This window comes from Flavobacterium ponti, assembly GCF_042652765.1.
Taxonomy (GTDB): domain Bacteria; phylum Bacteroidota; class Bacteroidia; order Flavobacteriales; family Flavobacteriaceae; genus Flavobacterium; species Flavobacterium ponti.
In genome coordinates this window covers 373,841-396,389 of sequence record NZ_JBHSGW010000002.1, presented here as the reverse complement: position 1 = coordinate 396,389, position 22,549 = coordinate 373,841, and the positions used below count along the sequence as shown (strand labels likewise).

Sequence of the window (22,549 nt, the reverse complement as noted above, 5' to 3'; positions counted from 1 at the left end):
TAATGAAAACTAAAATTAGTGTATTTTTTTTATTTTTAGGAATGTTGGTTTCTTATGCTCAAGGAGAAGCCAACATTTGGTATTTTGGAGAAAATGCTGGTTTAGATTTTAATAGTGGAGCACCTGTTGCTTTAACAGATGGGCAACTTGTTACAGAAGAAGGTTGTGCTACAATTAGCAATTCTTTAGGGCAATTATTATTTTATACGGATGGATCTGTAGTTTATAACAAGAACCACCAAGTTATGGTAAATGGAACAGGTTTATTAGGAAATTATTCAAGCACTCAATCGGCAACGATAGTTCCCAAACCTGGCTCTTCAAACTTATACTATATTTTTACAACTGACAATGAACATGATCCCAATGGGTTTAGATATTCAATTGTAGACATGACTCTTGATTCAGGAAATGGAGCCGTCACAAGCGATAAGAACATTTTAATATATACACCTACTATAGAAAATATTGGAATAACAAAACACGCCAATGGTATAGATTTTTGGATAGTAACCCATGGATGGAATAGTAACAATTTTAATACCTATTTGTTAACTTCTGCAGGTCTATCTAATTCACCTGTTATTACTCCAATAGGTTTTACTATTTCAGGAAATGGATTTCAAGCAGCGGGTCACATAAGACTATCTCCAAGTGGAAGTAAGTTAGCTATTACTAGTACAGCAGATTTTGTACAGTTATTCGACTTTAATACCAATACTGGTGTCTTATCAAACTCTAAAACGTTGTTAATTGAACCTGGTGAGCTTTATGGAGTTGCTTTTTCACCTGATGAGTCAGTCTTATATGTTACCCAATCAGTTGGTGGAAAATTATATCAATTTGATTTAACAGCTCCTAATATAGGATCTTCAAAGATTACTCTATTTTCTGGAACTATTCAAAATAGACCAGGAGCGTTACAACTTGGTCCTGATAATAAAATTTATGTAGCATTATTTGATTTAACAAAAATTGGAGTAATTAATAATCCAAATATTATAGGTGTTGGTTGTAATTTTCAATATAATGTAATTGATTTAGCAGGTAAAATATCCAAATCAGGACTTCCGTCTTTTAACCAATCTTTTTTCTTTGCACCTGCTATACAACTCCAAAATGCTTGCGTTGGAGAAGCCACATCTTTTCAATTAAATAATTCTGCTGTAACAAGCATTTCTTGGGACTTTGGTGATGGGTTTACTTCAAATGAATTAAACCCAACGCATAGTTATACAGCTGCTGGTACTTATACAGTTTCTGTTACGGCTACAAGTCCATCAGGAGTTGGAACAAATACTAGAGATATCATTATTTCTGAAATTCCCACAGCCACACAACCTGTAGCCATGAAAATTTGTGATAGCAATAATGATGGTTTTGCACCGTTTGATTTAACGCAACAGAATAGTGTTATTTTAAATGGGCAATCTGCATCGCAATATCAAATTAAGTATTTTGCTTCGGCAGCTGATTATGCTTCGAATACATCAATTGTAAATCCAACAAGTTATACTAATGCTACTGCTTTTGGTTTACAAACTATTATTGCAGAAGTAAGTAATGTAGCCAATACTAATTGTAAAATAACAACCAATTTTACTATACAGGTTTTTAAAACTGCCGTTGCACCAACATCAATTCCGGCTATTCGTGCTTGTGATAACACTTCTTTTGGTACAGATAATGATGGGAAAAATGTTTTTGATTTAACTCAAAATGAAATGTTTATTTTAAATGGTCAATCTCTAAGTGAATTTTCGGTTAGTTATTATACAGATAGTAGCTTTATAAACCAGATTACTACACCAACAAACTATGTAAATACAAATGCAGTTGAAACCATTTATGTAAAAATAACTACAATAGCTAATATCAACTGTTTTGCTTCAACTTCGTTTGCCATTGAGGTTTATAGTTTACCAATTGTTAATCCAACTGTTTCTTTAAAACAATGTGATGATGATAATGATGGATTTAGTGCTTTTAACTTGACTGAAGCAAATCAACTACTTGTTGCTTCCACTTCAGGGTTAAGTTTTTCCTATTTTGAGTCTGCAATTGATGCTCAAAATAATGTAAGTGCTATTACAAATACTACAACTTATACGAATCAATTAGTTAGTAATGATGTAATTTATGTAAGAGTTACAAATGCAAATGGTTGTTTTAGAGTGGTTCCTTTAAACTTAATAGTTTCAACCACATTAATTCCTGCAAGTTTTCAAAGAACTTTTATTTCATGTGATACTATGATTTCAGGATCAAACAGTGATGGAATATCAACCTTTAATTTTAGCAGTGTTACTAATGAAATTCAAGCTTTATATCCAACAGGACAATTGCTTAATATTTCCTATTATAAAAATCTTGCAGATGCTTTAGCAGAAGTAAATGCTATTGTAAATATTTCAAACTATACAAATGTGGGTTATCCAAATACTCAAAATATTTATGTTAGAGTGGATAGTCAATTGAATAATGAATGTTTAGGTCTAGGACATCATATAACTTTAACTGTGGAACCACTTCCAATTGTACAACCACAAATCATTACTAATTGTGACGATGACCAAGATGGGTTTTATAGTTTTGATACTTCCTCGTTAGAAAATACGCTTTTGAATGGTTTGACTAATGTTAGTGTTGCTTATACAGATTCAAATGGTATGAGTTTATCTAGTCCTTTGCCAAATCCTTTTGTAAGCAGCTCCCAAACTATTATCGTAACAGTTACAAACATTACAACACAAGCTTGTAGTTCCAATACAACCATTCAATTTATTGTAGATGATTTACCAGAAGCTTTTCCTATTCCGACAAATTTGACTACTATTTGTGATGATGAGATAGACCCTTTATTGCAAAATGGAATGTATGCTTTTGACACAAGTACTTTTCAATCCACTATTCTAGGGACTCAAACAGGGATGTTAGTAAATTATTTTGATGAAAATGGAAATACATTACCAAGCCCATTACCAAATCCGTTTACAACAACTACCCAAAACATCTTAGTAGAGGTTATTAATCCAATCAATAGTAGCTGCAAAGTAACCCTAACTATTCCTTTTAAAGTAAATCAACTTCCTATACTTACTTTAACTGATACGGAATTGGTTTGTAGTGATGACCCCACATTTACAAAAGTCATTGATGCAGGTTTATTAAATCCATCAACGAGTTCAAACTTTACTTATGAATGGTATTTTAATGACACTTTAATTAGTGGAGCAACAAATTATAACTTAACAATCAATACTGCTGGAATTTATACTGTAGATGTAACAAATAATAATGGTTGTACAATAACAAGAACTATTACAGTTACTGCTTCTAATAGAGCAGTTATTGATGTTATAGAAGTTACAGATTTTTCAGAGAATAATACAATTCAAGTTTTTGCAACTGGTTTAGGGGATTATGTTTATAGTCTGAATGGTTTACATTATCAAGATTCTTCCATATTTAGTAATATTCCTGTAGGAACTTATATTTTGTATATTAAAGATTTGAAAGGCTGTGATTTAAAGACCGAAACTATTTATGTAATGGGTGTTCCAAAGTTTTTTACACCCAATGGAGATGGATACAATGATTTTTGGAATATAAAAAATTACAACCCTAATGAGATAGCTAAAGTAAATATTTTTGATAGATATGGTAAACTGCTACATCAATTTAATCCAAAAATAAAGGGATGGGATGGAAAATATAACGGACAAGATGTTCTTGCTACTGACTATTGGTATTTAATTGAATTTGAAAAGGGTAAAATTGTAAAAGGACATTTTTCTTTGATTAGATAAAGAAATATTTTTTTCTAAGTGGATTATTGATGATAATTTTTTGTCTTTGAATAGTGTCATAATTAAATTTGATGGTATGGTAGTTCTATTTTTTTAATTTTTTTGTGATTATTATTTGGGAATTTATTTATGCTGTATCATATAATAATTGCTTTTATAAGGGGTAATAAATTCTTTAATTTCGTTCATATCTAAAATTTGATTTTAATAAGATGTGAATAAATAATCTAGCAACATTTGAATTTTGATACCATTGCCATTCTAAAATTGTTCTTTGTAATGGAATAAATCCATAATTATATTCTTTATTTTCTTTTGCCATAACTTTTATTTTATTATTGAAATTTTATTATCATCATAATTCTTAAATAATATTATAATCACCGTCATAGAAATTATAATCAATGAAATTTTCAAATATTTATTTTGATTTTTAATTTTTGAAACATTTTCAATTTCAATCAATGTTAATCTATTTTCAGGAATTATATTTATATTGATTATGTCTGGGTCTATTATCATTGTTTAGATATTAAATAATTAATGTCATCTATTTTTTCAATCGAAAATTCATATATTGAATAAGTGTATCCTGTCTTTTTACTATTATCCGCTAGGCTTGTAAAAAATTTAAAATCAAAACCTTTTCCTTTAAGAAATTCTTTGTGAATCAATCTAGTTTTATTGAATCCTATCAACTCTTTACATATTTTGTAGTTAAGAATCAATTGATTGTTTGTTGATTTTAAATCGTTTCTTAGTTTATTGTTGATTCGATTATGATACTTGATTCTATTGTTCTTAGATGCAAAAACTTGATTGTTTCTTTTGGGAAGAAATTCTTCTCCAGAATACAGACATTTTCTGATTTCTATATTTTTATCCATTTTAAAAAATATTAATTGGTTTTGAAGTGTTTTAATATGCTTTGAATAAGAAATATTAATTTTGAAATTTTGGTCTAACAGCATTGATGTTTTCTTCAGTTAATGAATCATAATGTATCAATACTCTTTTACCAAGTTTAAATGCTTTTATTCTATTGTCTCTTATGAGCCTGTCAACTGTCTTGACTGAAATTGTAAGAAAGGCAGCTGCTTCGTATCTTGTTAAAAATCTTGGAGGTAGTTTTTGAATTTCCATTTTTAATAAATTCATTATAACAGTTTATTTATTTATAATCTGTTGTAAATGTATTGGGAAATTATTTTTTTTTAAATTGGTACGGGAGTGGTGTAGAATTTATTTTTATGTAATTAACTGGTAGGTAATTGTTTATGAATTATTAATTCAGTAATTTTTATTTTTTACTCGGAGTTTATGTTAAATTAGTAATTTCGTCAATTAAATGAAAGTTTCTATTAGAACTACTAGATTTTCGAGAATCTTTTATCTGATTGTAAAATAATTCCTTCTTTTTAATCATAAAACAATCAGTCATAAAGCTAAAGTAATTATTTTCAACTTCAATGATTTTGTTGTTTTTTAATGTTTCAATAAAATATTTAAGCTCAAGAATTGAACCGTTCCAATTTATTTTTTCAAAGTTTTTCGAATATTTGATAATTGAAAAAGCTATCTCAAAGTTTTCTTTACTTGTGTCAGTAATAAATTTATGAGCTTTTAATTTGACAAATAATATTGTTGCTTTTAGATAATATTTTTCTTTTAATCTAAAGGTTCTGGCAGGAACGTTTGTATCTAAATTAAGATCTCTATCCATACCATATCTTTGCCCAAGTACTAATGTTCTATTTTCTAATTTAGATATAATTTCTTTAATTTCTTCTGAAGTTTCTGGATTTATGTATTCATTATTAATTATCGATTGATAAATTAGACTCATTCTATGCAGTAAAATTGCTAAGTTTTCATCTTTTAATTTTTTTGCTTTTATTTTTCCATAAAACTTTTCAAAGTATCTTATTGATTCATCACTATGTTTATTAGTAAATGACAAACTTGGAGATTTTAACGATTTTAATTCCTCTAAATTAAATACTATGAATGAATTGGTTATGAAAGACTTAAAATCAGTTTTTAAATATTTCATAATATTTAAAAACTCTTTTCTTTCTTTATCTGAAAAATCATTTTGAATGATACTTTTACAGATAGAATAAGTATTATCTATTAACTCGTGTAGATCTTCAATATCTTTCATGCTTTTTTAATAAAAAAATTATACATTAGTAAAGATATAAAATAGGGACACAAAAAAGGCACAAATTTAAAACAAAAATCCCTTAAACCTTTATTAATAAGGGTTAAGGGATGTTAATGTGACCTCGACTGGATTCAAACCAGTAACCTTCTCAGCCGTAATGAGATGCGCTATTCAGTTGCGCCACGAGGCCTTTTTTGTGGGTGCAAATATAAGTATAATTGTGTAACTTGCAAATCAAATTCAAAAAAATAATTAAGAAATGAACTTCGAAAATTACATTAGAGATATTCAAGATTTTCCAAAACCTGGAATTGGTTTTAAAGACATTACTCCATTATTATTAAATGCTGAAGCAACTCAAGCTTGTTTAGATTTGTTAGTCAGTTCTTTACAAGGAAAAAAGATTGATAAAGTTGTTGGAGTTGAAAGTAGAGGATTCTTTTTTGGAATGCTATTAGCCCAAAAATTAGGAGTTGGATTTATACCTGTTCGTAAACCAAAAAAATTACCTTTTGATACTATTTCTGCTTCTTATGAATTGGAATATGGTTCAGATATTTTAGAAATGCACATTGATGCGATTAAAGAAGAAGAAAATATCTTAATTCACGATGATGTTTTAGCCACTGGTGGAACTGCAAAAGCGGTTTGCGAATTAGTGGAAAAATTGGGTGGAAATATTGTACAATGTAATTTCTTAATGGAATTGACTTTCCTAAATGGAAGAGAACAGATTGCAGAGCATGAAGTATTTGCTGCTTTGACTTATTAGATTTAAAGATTTCATTTTTCTGAAAATCTATTGTCCGAAAATCAGAAAATCTTATTTTAAGCTTTTCATAGTTATAAAATAACGATAAGCCAATAATGCTTTTTGCCATTTTTTAGCTTTGGTAATGTCTAAACCTCTTTTGGTAAAACTTGGTAACAAAAGCTTATTTAATTTAGCTAATAATTTATACATTTCTTTTTTTGACAAAGATAGAAAAATAAAAACCACAAATCTTTAGCTTTCTGTTAAGAGATTTGTGGTTTTAAATATTATAAATAAAAAATAATTATTCGTTTCTTTTTTCTTCAAATTGTTTTTTTCTTATTTCAATTTTTTTTTTCCTTTCGTCGATTAATTTTCTTCGTTGTTCATTAAGCTCTTCTCTTTTTTTGCGTCGTGCTTCCAACTGTTCTTTACTTAATTTCGAATTTCGTTGAGCTTTTAATTCCATTTCTTTTTTAGAAATCTCTTCTAATTCTTTTTCAACATCATTCCAATTTCCACCTGAAATGGCTTTTCTATTTCTTATTTCAGTCTTAGCTTTTTCAATTTCAATCTTTGCTCTTTCTATTTCTGGTTTAGTTTTTTCAATATCTAATTTAGCCTTTTCAATTTCGGCTTTTGCTTTTTCTATTTCAGCATCAATTCTCTTTTTTTCAATCTTGATGATTCTATTTGTTTTATTCACATTTATAGATTGAATTTCATTTTTGTCCAATTCATCTAATTCATCTTTTGAAACTTCTTTTCCATTAATATAAATTTTTGTGTCATCATCAATTCCTTTAGAATTTTTAGTATAAATTCTAATTTGATTTTTTAAATCAGACTTATTCACATTCACAGAAGCGATTTCTTTTGGGTTTAATTTATTCATTTCTTTTTTAGAAACCTTTTTGTCATTAATGTAAATAACCGTTTCATCATCATTTTTAAAATTGGATTTTCCTTCAAATACTAGAACTCCATTTTTTCCTTTTTGGCCGTATTTTTTTATACCATCTTCATTGCTTAATTCGATTATAGCTCCATCAATTTCTAATGTTGTTCCACTAGGAATATCATTTTCTTCAACTTCTTCACCATTAATTATGTATAAACGATTTGATTTTGAATTTTTTGATAAATTACTAGCATCTTTCCATTCTATTTGAACTTCTTTCGAATTTTTATTTTGAGAATTCATATTGGCAAAAAAAGTTGATTTGTCATTTCTATCAAAACCTATATTTCCATTTTCACCTAATTCTTTAAAGAAACGGATAGGTTTAATGGGTTCATCACTTTTAATTGAAATATGTCCACTAGTTTTATTTTCATCTTCAAATTTTGCATTTAGTGCAATTATTTCATTTTTCTCATTTCTCTTAATTTTTGTAATACTTAATTGAATATTATAATCTTTTTTAAGTTTTTTAGTTTCTCTTTCAATTTCAGAATCAGTTGTGTTTTTATTGATTATAAATTGAACTACTTCAGATGTATATACTGCATTATTATCCATTTTAGAATTAAACTCGTCTTTAAAATCTTTAACCCATACTACAGTATCTGCTTTAATTTCAGTTGATTTTTCTACTTTTTCCTCTTTAACTTGTGCCACAGTTTCCACTTGAAAAAGTAGTATAAAAGCACTTAAAACAGGAAGAATTAAAGCATACTTCCATGATTTTTTTTGGTTGGATTGATTGGTGTTTAACATAACGATTCGTTTTTTGATTAATGATTGATAAAATTGATTGGTAATACTAAGTTGGTGTTGATTAGTCACTACTTTTAATAAGGTTTTCTGATAATTAATTTTGTCCTGAGCTATTGTTGAAGCTTTGTCATCTGCAATATATTCAAGGTTTTGAAGCATTTCTTTTTGATACAACCACATAATTGGATTAATCCAAAAAAAAGCACAAAAAAGTTTTGAAATTAATACATCAATAGAATGTTTTTCTTTAACGTGAATGTTTTCGTGAATAATTATGTGCTGTAATTCTTCTTCTGAAAACATTTGACTATTAAAAACAATATGCTTAAAAAATGAAAACGGATTTTCATTAGCTGAATTATCAATTAGAATAGCTTCTTTGGTTTTTGTTCTTTTGCCAAAACTTACAATTCTAAAAAATGATAATACTTCAATTAAGAATCTTAAAACAAGAATAATTGAAATACCAAAATACACATATATTAAAATTGAATTCCAGTCAACGGGTTCTTCTATTGCTTTGTTTTCTATTATATAAGGAACAAAATCATTAGAAACTGCTTCATAAACAATTGGTGTAGGATCAACCCAAACCGTTTTCGTAAAAGTGATTAATGGCAAAAGCACAGAAGCCAATAAACCAAAAATTAAAAACCATCTGTTTTTATTGAAAAATGTTTCTTTTCGCAATAAAAAATAATAAGCTAAAAAGAAGGTTACAAGTAAACCATTTGCTTTTAAAAAGTAGATAAATAATGCTTCCATAAGCTTATTTTTTTTCGATTATGTCTAAAATTTCACGAAGTTCTTTTGCCGAAATTTTCTGTTCTTCAGCAAAAAAGGAAACCATATTTTTATACGAATTATTGAAATAATTTTCAATAGCTGTATTCATAAATTCTTTTCGATAAGCTTCTTTTGAAATAATAGGGTAGTACTGATGAGTGTTTCCATAAGCAGTGTAGGAAACATATCCTTTTTCTTCTAAATTTCTAATTATTGTAGATAAAGTATTGTAATGCGGTTTATCTTCTACAATTTCGGCTAATACATCTTTTACGAACGCTTTTTTAAGGTTCCATAAAATGTGCATTATTTCTTCTTCTTTGTTGGTGAGTTTTTGCATGACTAAAAATTTGTTATACAAACGTATAACTATTTTTTTAGTTACGCAACTATTTTTATAGTTGTTTAACTATTTTTTAAGTTTTAGTAAATTTTTTTGCTCTTTTTTCAAGAGTTTTAGAGCATAATAACCACATAAAACACCTATTAAACCTAAACTCCCCATAAAAAACCAATTGGTTTGATAACCCGAAGTATCTATTAATTTCATTCCAATTTTAGCACTTACAATATGAGCTAAACTGAAACTCATAGAGAAAATAGCCATATAACGTCCTTCATGACCTTTTGGTGCTCGACTCATAGCAAATGAATTTGCAAAAGGAAAAGCAAACATTTCTCCAAATGTCATGAATAGCATCATAATAATTAAAATTCCTGACCAATAATTAAACAACATAAGAAACATACTTATTGCCATTGCAAAACAACCATAAACAACAATTTTTAATCGGTTTAGATTGTGTTTTTCAATATAACTAACAATTGGCATTTCTAGAAAGAAAACTAAAACACCATTTAATGTAAGTAATAATCCAGTTTGAAATTCGGTTAAACCAAAATGATCTTTGTGATAGATAGGAATTGTAGTGAATAATTGAAAAAATAAAATTCCTGTAATCAAGCACATGCATAAGAAAATCCAAAAGATGTGATCTCTAAAAACGGATGCTCTTAAAACTTCTCCAGGATGTTCTTTATCAAGATAGGGTGATTTAGCTTTTTCTTTAACTAATGATGCAAAAACAACTATTGCTAAAATACAGGTTGCACCATCTACCCAAAACAATCCTTGATAGCCAATATATAGAATTATTAAACCTCCTAAAGCTGGTCCTGCTGCAAATCCTAAATTAATAGCTAATCTGACTAAAGTTAAGGCTCGTGTTCGATTTTCCGGTTTTGCATAAGCTCCTAGTGAGACAAACATGGCTGGTCTGAACATGTCAGCTATTGTCATTATCAGGAAAATTGCGAAGAGTAATTGATAATAGCTAGTTATATATTGTAATCCAAAAAACATCAATCCACTAGTAAATAAACTGAAAATCATTATTTTATAGAATCCAATTTTATCTGATAATTTTCCACCAAGCCAAGAACCAACCATTGACCCTATACCAAAACTCACTAATACCCAACTTATTTGATTTAAAGAAAAATGTAAATCTTCTTTTAAGTATAATGATAAAAAAGGCAACACCATTGTTCCAGCACGATTGATGAAAGTAACCAATGTAAGTATCCAAATTTCTCTAGAAAATCCTCTAAAATTATCAATGTATTTATAGAAAGCGTTTTGTATCATATCTTTTGAAAGTACAAAAATACAAAAGCCTAAAAGAAATGAATGTAATTTAAAATATATATTTTTGTAAAAAATTTGAAATGAAGAAAGTCATCTATTTGTTTTTAATATGTACCATAAATCTTTTTGCACAGGAAGAAACAGTACAAACTAGCCAAGAATATCAAGAAGAATTAAATCTTTCTTTTGCTGATTCGTTGCATAGTCCATTGACAAATGAAGATAGATTGCATTTTGAAAGATTAGATTTTTTTCCAATTGATGAAAAATATATTGTAAAGGCAAAATTTGTGAAGCTAAAAAAACAAAAACCTTTTGATATGCCAACTACAACAGCAAGAAAGCCAAAGTATATAAAATATGGTGAATTGCATTTTACAATAGATTCAAAAGATTTAGTTTTAACGGTTTATAAAAACATTGATTTGTCAAAACGAAAAGGCTTTAAAGATTATCTTTTCTTGCCTTTTTTGGATGAAACTAATGGAAACGAAACTTATGGTGGTGGACGTTTTTTAGATATGAGAATTCCGAAATCTGATGAGGTAATTATTGATTTTAATAAAGCTTACAATCCTTATTGTGCCTATAATCCTGAATATTCTTGTCCAATTGTTCCTTTAGAAAATGAATTAGCAGTAGAGATAAAAGCTGGTGTAAAAAAGTTTCATGATTAATGGATTTTATTAATTTACATACACATTCTTATTCAAATGATGATTCCATTTTAGAAGTGGTGAATCAATATCCATGGGAATTTGATGAAAGTATTCCAAATTATTCTATTGGAATTCATCCTTGGTATATTGATGATAACAGATTGTCTTTAGATTTAAAATCAATTGAACAAAAGCTACAACTAAATGAATGTTTAGCTCTTGGTGAATGTGGTTTGGATAAAAGAATTGATATTCCTTTTCAAAAACAAACAGCAGTTTTTCAAAGTCAAATTGAAATAGTTCAGAATACTATAAAACCAATAATTTTGCATTGTGTGGCTTCTTTTCAGGAAGTAATTTCAATTAAAAAGGAAATGCATATTGAAAATCCAATGATAATCCACGGTTTCTCCAAAAATAAACAAGTAGCTAAATCACTTTTAGATAATGGATTTTATTTGTCATTTGGGAAATATTTATTGCGAAATCCAGAATTGTCAGAAGTTTTTAATTACGTTCCAAATGATAGATTATTTCTCGAAACAGATACAATAGAAGAAACAATTATCGATGTATATCAAAAAGCATCCACTATTAAAAATATAAAAATGGAAGATTTGAAAGATATTATAAAAACGAACTTCAATCAAATTTTCAATCAATTAAACAAATAAACAGTCAAACAACTCAACATAAATAAAATGGCAAAGTGGCAAGAAAGAGCAGAATTACTTTTCAAAGAAGAAGGAATAAATAAATTACAAAACTCTAACATATTAGTTGTAGGATTAGGTGGTGTAGGAAGTTTTGCGGCTGAATTTTTAGTTAGAGCAGGAATTGGAAAAATGACAATTGTTGATGGTGATACAGTTGATATTACTAATATTAATCGACAATTACCTGCTTTGCATTCAACAGTTGGAAAACCTAAAGTAGAAATTGTTGCAAGCCGATTATTAGATATAAATCCTGAATTAAATTTAAATAAAGTAGAAGAGTTTCTTTCACCAGAAAGGGCTTTAGAAATTGTTACTCCAGAATTTGATTATGTTTTAGATTGCATCGATAGTATAACTCCAAAACTAAATTTAATTATTGCTGCAAAACGCAAAAAAGTAAAAGTAGTAAGTTGTTTAGGAGCAGGTGGAAAATATGATTCGAGCAAAGTAATGGTTAAAGATATTAGTAAAACAAAAGTTTGTCCATTAGCAAAAAATGTTAGAAAAAGACTTAAAAATGCTAATATTAATAAAGGTGTAAAAGCCGTTTTCTCTATTGAAGCACCAGATACAACAAGTATAAAAATGACTGATGGAAGCAACTTCAAAAAATCATTTTATGGAACAAATAGTTGGATGCCAGCTCAGTTTGGATTACAAGCTGCTGAAACGGTTGTGAGACATTTGTTAGGGAAATAAAAAAAAAATCCGAAGCTTTTATTAACTTCGGATTTTTTATTCTATCGGTTGATTTTCTTCAATAATTGGCTCAACACTAACATTTGTAGTAGGTGTCTTTTTTGGAATTACTTCTGATTTAACAGGAATGTAAATTTCTGTAACCCATTTTGAAGGTTGACTTTCTTTTGAAGCATTGATAATATATGATTCAATATAACTTCCGTTAGTATCTTCTGTTAATTTGTTTTTTTCGATGTATTTGTAAGCTTCATCCCAAGCTTTTCTTATGTGAGAATAATCACCAATAAGTGTTACTTTAACAGCTCTAAACTCAAATAATTCTCCACCAAGAACGTCACTTCCTTCTGAAGTAATGATTTCTTCTTTTACTGGTAAACAAATTGAGAATTTTGTCTTATTGTTTTTAGTATCCCAATAATCAAATAAAACGAAAGGGTTTTCAGTATAATTTATGCCGTTTTCTTTAGCAAAATCTATAAGATTAGGAATTCGGCTTCTAGCGATAGAATTAAAAGACTTAATAGAACTACTATCAATTTGTTTAATAAAAAGAGTTCCTTCTTTAGTTACTAAACCATTTATTTTTATATTGTAATTGTTTAGTTGATTAGATAAGTAATTTTCTATATTAGTCAAGTTTTTTTCTAGTTCATCACCAAGATAATTTTTAGCACCACCTTGTAAAACAGAAAGAACTTTTTGTTTTAAAGTCATGGTACCTTTCATTTCACAAGAAACTAATGTTCCTTTTTGAGAAGAAGTAAATTTCCAAATTAAATTATGAGTAAGATTATCTTGCGTTAATTTTTGGACAATAGAATCAGATTTAAATTGTGCTACAGTTTGATAAATAATTGATTCATTTTCATTCGCAATGGTGTATGTTTTTGAATCCTCTGAAAATAATTCTTTAGAAGAAATGGAATCAATATTAACATTCCACAAATGCCAATTTTGATAGTCATTTACAAAATCAAAAACAACTTCTTTTGAAACATTAATTTCTTTGCTTTTTGTGATGGAATATTCACCTGGTTGTGTTGCAATGAACACAAAACCGGCAATTCCACAAAGGAGAAGAAGTAAAAAGAGATACTTCAGTATTTTCATTAAAAAGCAACTGTATTAATTAATATTTATCAAATATATTAATTATTTTTCAAATAATATTTTAAAACAAATAAAATTGCCACAAAAGATAAAAATCCTACTAAAACCCATTTACTACTGCCATTGTAATGTAATTTATGAAGATTTAAATCTTTTTTGTAAACAAATATCATTGTGGTTACAAAAGCAATTACAAAAAATAGAGCAAAATAGATTTGACCTGTTGAAAACATACTGATAAATTTTGATGCAAAAATAGTTATTATAGCGCTAAAAAATATAATTTGCAGTAACAAAATCAAATATATTTTACAGATGAAAAGACAATTAGAAGCTGTTGCTGAATTTCATACCTCTTTTGGATTAGGAGTTTCCAATGAAATGAAAGCTGATTTAGGAAAAAACAAAAATGAATTGCGTTTTAACCTAATGAAAGAAGAAAATGAAGAATACTTAGAAGCGGTTCAAAATAATGATTTAACCGAAACAGCAGATGCTCTTGGTGATATGTTGTATATTTTATGTGGAACTATTTTAGAACATGGTTTGCAACACAAAATTGAGGAAGTTTTTGAAGAAATTCAGAGAAGTAACATGAGTAAGCTAAATCATGATGGCAAACCAATTTACAGAGAAGATGGAAAAGTGATGAAAGGACCAAATTATTTTAAACCAGATTTTGAAACTATTTTAAAGTAGTTTTAAGAAAATAGAATAAATAAAAAAGCGATTTTCAATTTGAAAATCGCTTTTTTATAATCTTGAACACTGTCAACTATATCTTAACTGTCCATCCAAAAGTATCTTCAGCAAGTTTATTCTGAATATTAGTAAGTGTTTGTTTGATATGCATTGCAAATGAGTTTTCTAATTTAGGTAATTCAAAATATTCCTCTTTATATGAAAATCCTGAAATCGGACTAATTACTGCTGCCGTTCCTGCTCCAAAAATTTCTTTCAGTGAACCATTTTTAGCAGCTTCAACTAATTCATCAACTAAAACCGAACGAACCTCAATATTTAAATTGTCTCTTTTTGCGATATCTATTACGCTTTTACGAGTTACACCATCTAAAATTCTTTCACTTGTTGGTGCTGTATATAAGGTATCGTTAATTCTAAAGAAAACATTCATAGTTCCAGCTTCTTCTAATTTGGTATGAGTAGCATCATCTGTCCAAATGATTTGTTGGAATCCTTTTTCGTTAGCTAATTTCGTTGGATAAAATTGAGCTGAATAATTTCCAGCCGCTTTTGCAGCACCAATTCCACCATTTGCAGCTCTACTAAAATGTTCAGCAATAATTACTTTAACTTCACCAGAATAATACGATTTAGCTGGAGATAAAATAATCATAAATCTATATTGTTGTGATGGAGCAGCAATTACACCAGGACCAGTTGCAATCATAAAAGGTCTTAAATATAATGAGTTGCCAAGTCCTTTTTGTACCCAGTCTTTTTCTAAATTAATCAATTGTTTTAAACCTTCCATGAACACAAATTCAGGAACTTCAGGCATTGCCATTCTTGTGGCACTTTTATTAAAACGCTCAAAGTTTTGGTCTGGTCTAAACAACCAAATATCATCATTTTTATCTTTGTAGGCTTTCATTCCTTCAAAAATTGCCTGTCCGTAATGAAAAACTTTTGCAGATGGTTCCATCAAAAAAGGTGCATAAGGTTTAATTACTGGTTTTTCCCATTGTCCATTTTTATAATCACAAACTAACATATGATCGGTAAATACATTTCCAAAAGTTAAATTTTGAAAATCAACTGAATCAATTTTAGAAGTTGATGATTTTATAATTTCAATCTCATTTAGGGTATTTGATGTCATTTTAATTGTTTTTATTATAAATTGAAATTCACTTCAATTTTTGCAAATTTAAAAATAAGAATGGGTTTTTATTAAGATTTCTGTAAAATATGTAAATAATATTATTAACAATAGTTCGTCTTTTAAACAAAAGTCTCTATTTTTGTGATAAATTAAAATTATAAAGATGAAAAAATTAGTTTTGGCATCAGCCATTTTATCACTATTAGTTAGTTGTAAAAAAGAATCAGATTCAGAATTAGCAGTAGTAGAACCACAAGTTGAATATAGTGTGTTTGGAGATTCAATTAGTGCTGATGGTGCTTTGAATTATGAAGAAATGACTTCTAAATTTGGAGACTTAAAAGAAGGAGATACAGTCAATTTGAAGTTTAGTTCTACAATTAAAGATATATGTCAAAAGAAAGGTTGCTGGATGAATGTAGCTTTAGCTGATGACAAAGAAACTTTTGTAAAGTTTAAAGATTATGAGTTTTTTGTACCAATGAATGCTGAAAATAAAGAAGTCGTTGTTAGTGGAAAAGCATATGTAAGTGAAGAAAGTGTAGCTGATTTAAAACATTACGCACAAGATGCTGGAAAATCTCAAGAAGCAATTGATAGTATTACTGAGCCAAAGAAAAAATATTTATTCATGGCTGATGGTGTTTTAATCAAAAAATAATTTTAGCTCTAACTCATTCAAAAATGAAAAATTTATTTTATCTTTTTTTAGTTGTATGTTTTATTTCATGTAAAAATGAAGACAAAGAAGCTAAATCATCAGAAGCAGTAAATAACGAAGAAAACTTCGAAATGTATGAAATGTCAGAAATGGCAGCTCTTATGGAACAAATGTATGTGGACAATCAACGCATTAAAGATAAAATAATAAATGGAGATAGTATCGGTAAATTTCCTCAGCATTTTCTAAAAATTCATGAGTCAGTTATGACAGATGAAAAAGACAAAGATGCGTTTTTTGATGAACAAGCTAAAAAATTTATTGAAGCACAAGAGCTAATCTACAATGATCCAACAAATGCTAAAAAACATTTTAACGATGGAGTAGATGCTTGCATTTCTTGTCATCAACAAAAATGTAGTGGTCCAATTCCTAGAATTAAAAAATTATACATAGAATAATAAATTGAAAAGAGAAATAATCCTTACAAAAGACGGTTCATCTTCTATTTTTTTGCCAGAAATGAATGAAACCTATCATTCTCGGTTTGGAGCTATTCAAGAAGCAAAACATGTATTTATAAAAAACGGACTTTCATTAATAAATGACAAGTCCGTTTCTATTTTAGAAATTGGTTTTGGAACAGGTTTAAATGCTTTCATTACTTTTTTAGAAGCTCAAAAAACAAATCAACAGATTAATTATGTTGGAGTAGAAGCTTATCCTGTTGAATTAGATATTGTTTCAAACCTTAATTACGTTTCCGAATTGAACGCTATCGAACAACAAAATGTGTTTGATTTACTTCATCAAAGCAATTGGGAAGTTGAGAATACAATTGAACCTAACTTTAATTTAACTAAAAGACAACAAAAGTTTGAAGCTATTAGTGATTTAGATAAATATAATCTTATTTACTTTGATGCTTTCGGATTTGATGTGCAACCTGAATTGTGGTCTGATGCAATTTTTAAAACCATGTACAAAGCCTTACTGCCAAAGGGAATTTTGGTTACTTATGCTTGTAGAACAGTTATTAAAAAGGCAATGATTGAAGCTGGTTTTAAAGTTGAAAAATTGCCTGGAGCACCCGGAAAAAGGGAAATGCTAAGAGCTGTTAAAGAATAATAAAGTAATTTTTGATTCTTTATATTTTTAACAATTTGAAACACAACAAATTAAAAAATTTATGATAATTATAACAATAATTTCACAAACGAAAACGTTATAGTAATGGTTTATTTATTAAATTTACCGCACGTTCCATATAAATAATAACGCTTAATTTTTGTATCATGCCCACAAGAATGTTTACGTATACGAAGTCAATTTTAGAGCGAGTAAGTTTTGACCCAATACTATTTTATAAAGAATTTGAAAAGGCTTTGAAAGTGCTTCTTCCTTATGAAATAGAACAATTAAAAGATTGGGTAATGCAGTTCACAATAGAAAAACCTGAATTGAGACAATGTTTAATACTGATAGAATAAAAATATAAAAGGTACGTTTTTACACGTACCTTTTTTTATGCTTGCTTTTTTGGGCTGATGATTTCTACATCGCTAAAGGCTATTGCACCTCTAACGACTCCTGAAATAACAGCTCTTAAAGCATCAATTATATGTATTTTTAACTCGTTTTTTGGGTAAATTAAACTTACTTCTCGAGCAGGTTTTGGATTTTTAAAATGCTTTAATTTGCTTTTATTCTTTTCATTTAAATCTAAAGTATGAAGATAAGGTAATAAAGTAGTTCCTAAACCTTCATCAGCTAATTTTATCAACGTTTCAAAACTGCCACTTTCAATTTGAAAATGATTTTCGTTCAAGTACTTATTGTTTTTGCATAAATTTAAAATTCCGTCCCTAAAACAATGTCCATCTTGAAGTAAAAGTATATTCTCAATATCTAAATCACTTATTTCAATTTCTGTTTTTTCAGAGCTTGAATTTCCCTCAGGTATGTAGGCTACAAAAGGCTCATAGTATAAAACAATTTCTTTTAAGTTTTCTTCTTCTAAAGGAGTTGCAGCAATGGCACAATCCAAATGACCATTTTTTAATCTTTTTATTATTTCTTCGGTTGTATGTTCTTCAATAATCAGATTAACTTTTGGATATTTTTTAATAAAATTACCTAAAAACATAGGTAAAAGTGTAGGCATTACTGTAGGGATTATTCCAATTTTAAATTCTCCACCAATATATCCTTTTTGTTGTTCAACAATATCAGTAATTCTCCCAGCTTCGTTTACGATATTTTTAGCTTGATTAACTATTTTTTCTCCAATTTCGGTCAATTGGATAGGTTTTTTAGTTCTATCAAAAATTTGTATTTTTAATTCATCTTCTAATTTTTGAATTTGCATACTCAAAGTAGGTTGAGTTACAAAACATTTTTCGGCAGCAAGAGTAAAATTTTTATGTTCTGCAACAGCTAAAACATAATATAATTGTGTAATTGTCATTGAATAGTTATTTTCGATAAAAATATAAAAACTATCAATTATATTTATATTGAGTTGTGTTAAATTATAACTAAATTTATTTTTTTTATTTGCAACTAAGAGATTTTTTTCTTTAAGAAATAAAGTATATTTGTAAAATGAAATGGTTTTCGCAAATAGTATTACTTATTTTTGTTTTGTTTTTAGCAACACCAACAATTGTGTCTGCTATAGACAAATCGGTAGATACTTCTTACTTTTTCAACATGAGCGAAGAAGAAAGTCATTCTTCATTCAATGAAATTAAATCTATTCCTGTGATTTATTCAATTCCTATTATAATTGATTTTGAAGGGAATCAAAAGGTAAAATATTCTGTTTTAAATGATAGAAAAGTCAACTCTTTGAAACCTAATGTTTTTCTTCAACCTCCAGAATTAATATAAGTTTTCAAAAGCTTCATCTTGAAGAAATTAAAAATTTATTTAATTCAAAAACTCATTTATGTTTAAAACATTAAAAAATGACTTACCAGCAAGTGTAGTCGTGTTTTTCGTTGCATTGCCATTATGTCTTGGTATTGCTTTAGCTAGTGGTGCACCATTATTTTCAGGTTTAATTGCAGGTATTGTAGGAGGAGTTGTAGTAGGAAGTTTAAGTGGCTCAAAATTAGGTGTCAGTGGTCCAGCAGCTGGTTTAGCAGCAATTGTATTAACGGCAATTGGTAGTTTAGGTGGTTACCAGAATTTTTTATTAGCTGTAGTATTAGGAGGATTAATTCAAATAGTTTTTGGAATACTAAAAGCTGGAATTATTGGATATTATTTTCCTTCATCAGTAATAAAAGGAATGCTAACTGGTATTGGAATTATCATTATTCTAAAACAAATTCCTCACTTTTTTGGATATGATTCTGAAGCAGAAGGAGCTGATAGTTTTATAGAAAAATCAGGAGAAAATACGTTCTCAGCTATTGTACATATCTCAGATAATATTATTCTTGGTTCTTTTATAATGGGACTAATTGGTTTAGGAATTTTATTGCTTTGGGATAGAGTGTTATCAAAAAAAGGAAAAATATTTTCAATAATTCAAGGACCATTGGTTGCTGTAGTTTTTGGAATAATTTTTTATCAAATTACAAAAGATGATACAACATTAGGAATCGCAAAATCACATTTAGTTAGTGTTCCAGTTCCAGATAGTTTTAATTCTTTTATTGGACAATTTAGTTTTCCAAATTTTGGAGCAATTACAAATTTTGATGTTTGGGTTGTTGCATTTACAATTGCTTTAGTCGCTAGTTTGGAGACGCTTTTATGTGTAGAAGCTACTGATAAATTAGATCCAGATAAAAATGTTACACCAACTAATAGAGAGTTATTTGCTCAAGGAACAGGAAACGTAATTTCAGGTTTGATAGGTGGATTACCAATCACTCAAGTAATTGTTAGAAGTTCAGCAAACATTCAATCGGGTGGAAAAACAAAATTATCAGCAATTATTCATGGTTTGTTGCTTTTAATTTCGGTAATTATTATTCCAAATTTATTAAACATGATACCTTTGTCTGTTTTAGCTGCTATTTTATTAGTTGTAGGATATAAGTTAGCAAAACCATCTTTGTTCAAAAAAATGTATTTATTAGGCTGGAAACAATATTTACCTTTCATAGTTACAGTTTTAGGAATTATATTTACAGATTTATTGAAAGGAATTGCTTTAGGTTTAGTGATTGGTATAATTATCATTTTAATAAAAAGTTACCAAAATTCACATTTCTTAAATAAAGAAGATATAAGCAATGGAAATAATACGATAAAAATGACGTTAGCTGAAGAAGTAACATTTTTTAATAAAGGAGCTATTTTAAAAGAATTAGAAGGAATTCCAAACGATACTTATTTGGAATTAGATGTTAGAAAAACAAGATATTTGGATTATGATATTATAGAAATTTTAGATGATTTTGCTTATAAAGCTAAAGCACGCAATATTAATATAAAACTAATTTCAGAGAGAGGTATAATAGAAAATCCTCCAAGTTATATAGAATTTTTTCAATTAAGACCGATACAAGAACAATTTACAAAATAATAGAAACTTTAGATGAAAGCACATACAAGAGAATCTCAAGCTACAATGACACCACAAAAGTCATTACAATTTTTAAAAGAAGGAAACCAAAGATTTCAAAATAATTTAAAAGCCAATAGAAATCTATTAGAACAAGTAAATGATACAAGTGATGGACAATTTCCATTTGCAACAATATTGAGTTGTATTGATTCAAGAGTTTCTGCAGAATTGGTTTTTGATCAAGGTTTAGGAGATATTTTTAGCGTTAGAATAGCAGGTAACTTTGTAAACGAAGACATTTTAGGAAGTATGGAATTTGCTTGTAAATTAGCAGGAACAAAATTAATTGTAGTTTTAGGACACACAGCTTGTGGAGCCGTTAAAGGAGCTTGTGATGGTGCAAAAATGGGTAATTTGACTAAATTAATTGAAAAAATTACTCCAGCCGTTAATGCAGTAAAAGAACCAAAAGATGCTTCAGAAAGAAATTCAAAAAATAGTGAATTTGTAGATGAAGTTGCAAAAATAAACGTTCAATTAACAATTGATAGAATTCATGCAGAAAGTCCAATTTTAGCTGAAATGGAAAATAATGGTGAAATTAAAATTGTAGGAGCAATGTATGATATCAATACAGGAGCTGTTACTTTTTTTGAATAAAACGTATCTGAACTTAAAAATAAAATTAAAATAGCAAAGGCAGTATTAATCATTAGTTTAATATTGCCTTTTTGTTATATATTTGATTAGAAATTACACAACATATGAGCGAGTTCTATAAAAAAATACTAGATAATAATAAAAAATGGGTAGAAGAAAAACTTCAAATTAACCCAGATTATTTCAACAATTTAGCAGAGGGTCAAAAACCACCACTTTTGTGGATTGGATGTTCTGATAGTCGTGTTCCTGCTAATGAAATAATAGGAGCAGAACCGGGTGAAGTCTTTGTACACAGAAATATTGCAAACATGGTCATCCATTCTGATATGAATATGTTAAGTGTTTTAGACTATGCAGTGAATGCTTTAAAAGTTAAACATGTAATTGTTTGTGGACATTATGGTTGTGGTGGTGTTAAAGCTGCAATGGGTAATAGTTCAATTGGAATTATAGATAATTGGATAAGACATATCAAAGATATTTATCGTTTACATCAAAACGAATTAGATTCAATTTCTGATAAAAACGAACGTTTTAATAAGTTTGTTGAGATAAATGTGAAAGAACAAGTGTTTGACTTAGCCAAAACATCAATCGTTCAATCTGCCTGGAAAAATGGTCAAGAGTTGAGTATTCACGGTTGGGTTTATGGTCTAAATTCTGGATATGTAACCGATTTAGGTGTAAACTTTAGTTCCGATGAAGAATTAGATGATGTGTATCAATTGAAGTTTTAATTTTTGGTAAAAGGTTATTGGTAAAAGTTAATAGGTAAGAATT

General features: G+C 28.2%; 26 protein-coding genes and 1 tRNA gene. 14 read left to right on the top strand and 13 right to left on the bottom strand.

Features of this window, described 5'->3' with window-relative positions:
- Positions 1-2: 2 nt before the first annotated feature.
- Positions 3-3,809, top strand: coding sequence for a T9SS type B sorting domain-containing protein (locus ACFO3U_RS04390; RefSeq protein ID WP_379738515.1), 3,807 nt, complete (start codon positions 3-5; stop codon positions 3,807-3,809).
- 175 nt (positions 3,810-3,984) lie between these two features.
- Here the strand turns inward: ACFO3U_RS04390 and ACFO3U_RS04385 are convergent, their stop codons facing one another.
- The 6 genes from ACFO3U_RS04385 to ACFO3U_RS04360 all read right to left on the bottom strand — a co-directional run bounded on the left by ACFO3U_RS04385 (position 3,985) and on the right by ACFO3U_RS04360 (position 6,166).
- Positions 3,985-4,131 carry a hypothetical protein gene (locus tag ACFO3U_RS04385; RefSeq protein WP_379738514.1) on the bottom strand — a complete coding sequence of 49 codons (147 nt, stop codon included), beginning with the start codon at positions 4,129-4,131 and terminating at the stop codon, positions 3,985-3,987.
- A gap of 5 nt (positions 4,132-4,136) precedes the next feature.
- The gene (locus ACFO3U_RS04380) at positions 4,137-4,331 is read right to left on the bottom strand and encodes a hypothetical protein (RefSeq protein WP_379738513.1); all 195 of its coding nucleotides are present in this window, start codon (positions 4,329-4,331) and stop codon (positions 4,137-4,139) included.
- Complete coding sequence (locus ACFO3U_RS04375) at positions 4,328-4,696, bottom strand: hypothetical protein (protein WP_379738512.1); 369 nt, start codon at positions 4,694-4,696, stop codon at positions 4,328-4,330. The genes ACFO3U_RS04380 and ACFO3U_RS04375 overlap by 4 nt, the downstream gene beginning before the upstream one ends.
- A 55-nt stretch (positions 4,697-4,751) precedes the next feature.
- On the bottom strand, positions 4,752-4,967 hold the full coding sequence (locus ACFO3U_RS04370) for an excisionase family DNA-binding protein (RefSeq protein WP_379738511.1): 216 nt from the start codon (positions 4,965-4,967) through the stop codon (positions 4,752-4,754).
- A 160-nt stretch (positions 4,968-5,127) separates the two neighbouring features.
- Positions 5,128-5,973 carry a hypothetical protein gene (locus ACFO3U_RS04365; protein WP_379738510.1) on the bottom strand — a complete coding sequence of 282 codons (846 nt, stop codon included), beginning with the start codon at positions 5,971-5,973 and terminating at the stop codon, positions 5,128-5,130.
- 119 nt (positions 5,974-6,092) lie between these two features.
- Positions 6,093-6,166: transfer RNA gene (locus ACFO3U_RS04360), tRNA-Arg, on the bottom strand.
- Positions 6,167-6,235: 69 nt separating this feature from the next.
- On the opposite strand from ACFO3U_RS04360, the gene ACFO3U_RS04355 reads away from it, so the two are divergent.
- Positions 6,236-6,748 (top strand): adenine phosphoribosyltransferase, encoded by a 513-nt coding sequence (locus ACFO3U_RS04355; protein ID WP_379738509.1) that lies wholly within the window; start codon positions 6,236-6,238, stop codon positions 6,746-6,748.
- A gap of 51 nt (positions 6,749-6,799) precedes the next feature.
- Here ACFO3U_RS04355 and ACFO3U_RS04350 read toward each other — a convergent pair whose 3' ends face one another.
- From ACFO3U_RS04350 to ACFO3U_RS04335, 4 genes are all read right to left on the bottom strand, one after another.
- Positions 6,800-6,940: an SsrA-binding protein gene (locus ACFO3U_RS04350; protein ID WP_379738508.1), complete on the bottom strand. Its 141-nt coding sequence runs from the start codon at positions 6,938-6,940 to the stop codon at positions 6,800-6,802.
- Positions 6,941-7,034: 94 nt separating this feature from the next.
- Positions 7,035-9,215 carry a M56 family metallopeptidase gene (locus ACFO3U_RS04345; RefSeq protein ID WP_379738507.1) on the bottom strand — a complete coding sequence of 727 codons (2,181 nt, stop codon included), beginning with the start codon at positions 9,213-9,215 and terminating at the stop codon, positions 7,035-7,037.
- Positions 9,216-9,219: 4 nt separating this feature from the next.
- A complete protein-coding gene (locus ACFO3U_RS04340) occupies positions 9,220-9,576 on the bottom strand; it encodes a BlaI/MecI/CopY family transcriptional regulator (RefSeq protein ID WP_379738506.1) in 357 nt (118 codons plus the stop codon).
- Between the two features lie 69 nt (positions 9,577-9,645).
- A complete protein-coding gene (locus ACFO3U_RS04335) occupies positions 9,646-10,884 on the bottom strand; it encodes an MDR family MFS transporter (protein ID WP_379738505.1) in 1,239 nt (412 codons plus the stop codon).
- Positions 10,885-10,964: 80 nt separating this feature from the next.
- Between ACFO3U_RS04335 and ACFO3U_RS04330 the strand changes: the two genes are divergently transcribed.
- From ACFO3U_RS04330 to ACFO3U_RS04320, 3 genes are read left to right on the top strand one after another with little or no spacing between them, the layout of a single operon-like run.
- Positions 10,965-11,561 carry a DUF1684 domain-containing protein gene (locus tag ACFO3U_RS04330; RefSeq protein ID WP_379738504.1) on the top strand — a complete coding sequence of 199 codons (597 nt, stop codon included), beginning with the start codon at positions 10,965-10,967 and terminating at the stop codon, positions 11,559-11,561.
- A complete protein-coding gene (locus ACFO3U_RS04325) occupies positions 11,561-12,217 on the top strand; it encodes a TatD family hydrolase (protein WP_379738503.1) in 657 nt (218 codons plus the stop codon). Before ACFO3U_RS04330 ends, ACFO3U_RS04325 begins: the two co-directional genes overlap by 1 nt.
- A 27-nt stretch (positions 12,218-12,244) precedes the next feature.
- The gene (locus ACFO3U_RS04320) at positions 12,245-12,961 is read left to right on the top strand and encodes a tRNA threonylcarbamoyladenosine dehydratase (RefSeq protein ID WP_379738502.1); all 717 of its coding nucleotides are present in this window, start codon (positions 12,245-12,247) and stop codon (positions 12,959-12,961) included.
- A 36-nt stretch (positions 12,962-12,997) separates the two neighbouring features.
- On the opposite strand, the gene ACFO3U_RS04315 is transcribed toward ACFO3U_RS04320, so the two are convergent.
- On the bottom strand, positions 12,998-14,074 hold the full coding sequence (locus ACFO3U_RS04315; RefSeq protein ID WP_379738501.1) for a GyrI-like domain-containing protein: 1,077 nt from the start codon (positions 14,072-14,074) through the stop codon (positions 12,998-13,000).
- Between the two features lie 315 nt (positions 14,075-14,389).
- Here ACFO3U_RS04315 and ACFO3U_RS04310 point away from each other — a divergent pair, with 315 nt between their 5' ends.
- Positions 14,390-14,773, top strand: a complete 384-nt coding sequence (locus ACFO3U_RS04310; protein WP_379738500.1) for a pyrophosphohydrolase domain-containing protein — start codon at positions 14,390-14,392, stop codon at positions 14,771-14,773.
- 76 nt (positions 14,774-14,849) lie between these two features.
- Here the strand turns inward: ACFO3U_RS04310 and ACFO3U_RS04305 are convergent, their stop codons facing one another.
- The gene (locus tag ACFO3U_RS04305; protein WP_379738499.1) at positions 14,850-15,917 is read right to left on the bottom strand and encodes a branched-chain amino acid aminotransferase; all 1,068 of its coding nucleotides are present in this window, start codon (positions 15,915-15,917) and stop codon (positions 14,850-14,852) included.
- Between the two features lie 166 nt (positions 15,918-16,083).
- Here ACFO3U_RS04305 and ACFO3U_RS04300 point away from each other — a divergent pair, with 166 nt between their 5' ends.
- The 4 genes from ACFO3U_RS04300 (at position 16,084) to ACFO3U_RS04285 (ending at position 18,071) form a co-directional block, all read left to right on the top strand.
- Positions 16,084-16,581 (top strand): DUF4920 domain-containing protein, encoded by a 498-nt coding sequence (locus tag ACFO3U_RS04300; protein ID WP_379738498.1) that lies wholly within the window; start codon positions 16,084-16,086, stop codon positions 16,579-16,581.
- Positions 16,582-16,604: 23 nt separating this feature from the next.
- On the top strand, positions 16,605-17,042 hold the full coding sequence (locus ACFO3U_RS04295) for a hypothetical protein (protein ID WP_379738497.1): 438 nt from the start codon (positions 16,605-16,607) through the stop codon (positions 17,040-17,042).
- Positions 17,043-17,046: 4 nt separating this feature from the next.
- Positions 17,047-17,709 (top strand): tRNA (5-methylaminomethyl-2-thiouridine)(34)-methyltransferase MnmC2, encoded by a 663-nt coding sequence (gene mnmC2 / locus ACFO3U_RS04290; RefSeq protein WP_379738496.1) that lies wholly within the window; start codon positions 17,047-17,049, stop codon positions 17,707-17,709.
- 167 nt (positions 17,710-17,876) lie between these two features.
- Positions 17,877-18,071, top strand: a complete 195-nt coding sequence (locus ACFO3U_RS04285) for a hypothetical protein (RefSeq protein ID WP_379738495.1) — start codon at positions 17,877-17,879, stop codon at positions 18,069-18,071.
- Positions 18,072-18,106: 35 nt separating this feature from the next.
- Here the strand turns inward: ACFO3U_RS04285 and ACFO3U_RS04280 are convergent, their stop codons facing one another.
- Positions 18,107-19,048: a LysR substrate-binding domain-containing protein gene (locus tag ACFO3U_RS04280; RefSeq protein WP_379738494.1), complete on the bottom strand. Its 942-nt coding sequence runs from the start codon at positions 19,046-19,048 to the stop codon at positions 18,107-18,109.
- A 137-nt stretch (positions 19,049-19,185) separates the two neighbouring features.
- Between ACFO3U_RS04280 and ACFO3U_RS04275 the strand changes: the two genes are divergently transcribed.
- The 4 genes from ACFO3U_RS04275 to can all read left to right on the top strand — a co-directional run bounded on the left by ACFO3U_RS04275 (position 19,186) and on the right by can (position 22,506).
- Positions 19,186-19,473: a hypothetical protein gene (locus tag ACFO3U_RS04275; protein WP_379738493.1), complete on the top strand. Its 288-nt coding sequence runs from the start codon at positions 19,186-19,188 to the stop codon at positions 19,471-19,473.
- Between the two features lie 58 nt (positions 19,474-19,531).
- Positions 19,532-21,124 carry a SulP family inorganic anion transporter gene (locus ACFO3U_RS04270; RefSeq protein WP_379738492.1) on the top strand — a complete coding sequence of 531 codons (1,593 nt, stop codon included), beginning with the start codon at positions 19,532-19,534 and terminating at the stop codon, positions 21,122-21,124.
- A 12-nt stretch (positions 21,125-21,136) separates the two neighbouring features.
- On the top strand, positions 21,137-21,766 hold the full coding sequence (locus ACFO3U_RS04265) for a carbonic anhydrase family protein (protein WP_379738491.1): 630 nt from the start codon (positions 21,137-21,139) through the stop codon (positions 21,764-21,766).
- A gap of 104 nt (positions 21,767-21,870) precedes the next feature.
- Positions 21,871-22,506: a carbonate dehydratase gene (gene can / locus ACFO3U_RS04260; protein ID WP_379738490.1), complete on the top strand. Its 636-nt coding sequence runs from the start codon at positions 21,871-21,873 to the stop codon at positions 22,504-22,506.
- Positions 22,507-22,549 lie beyond the last annotated feature (43 nt).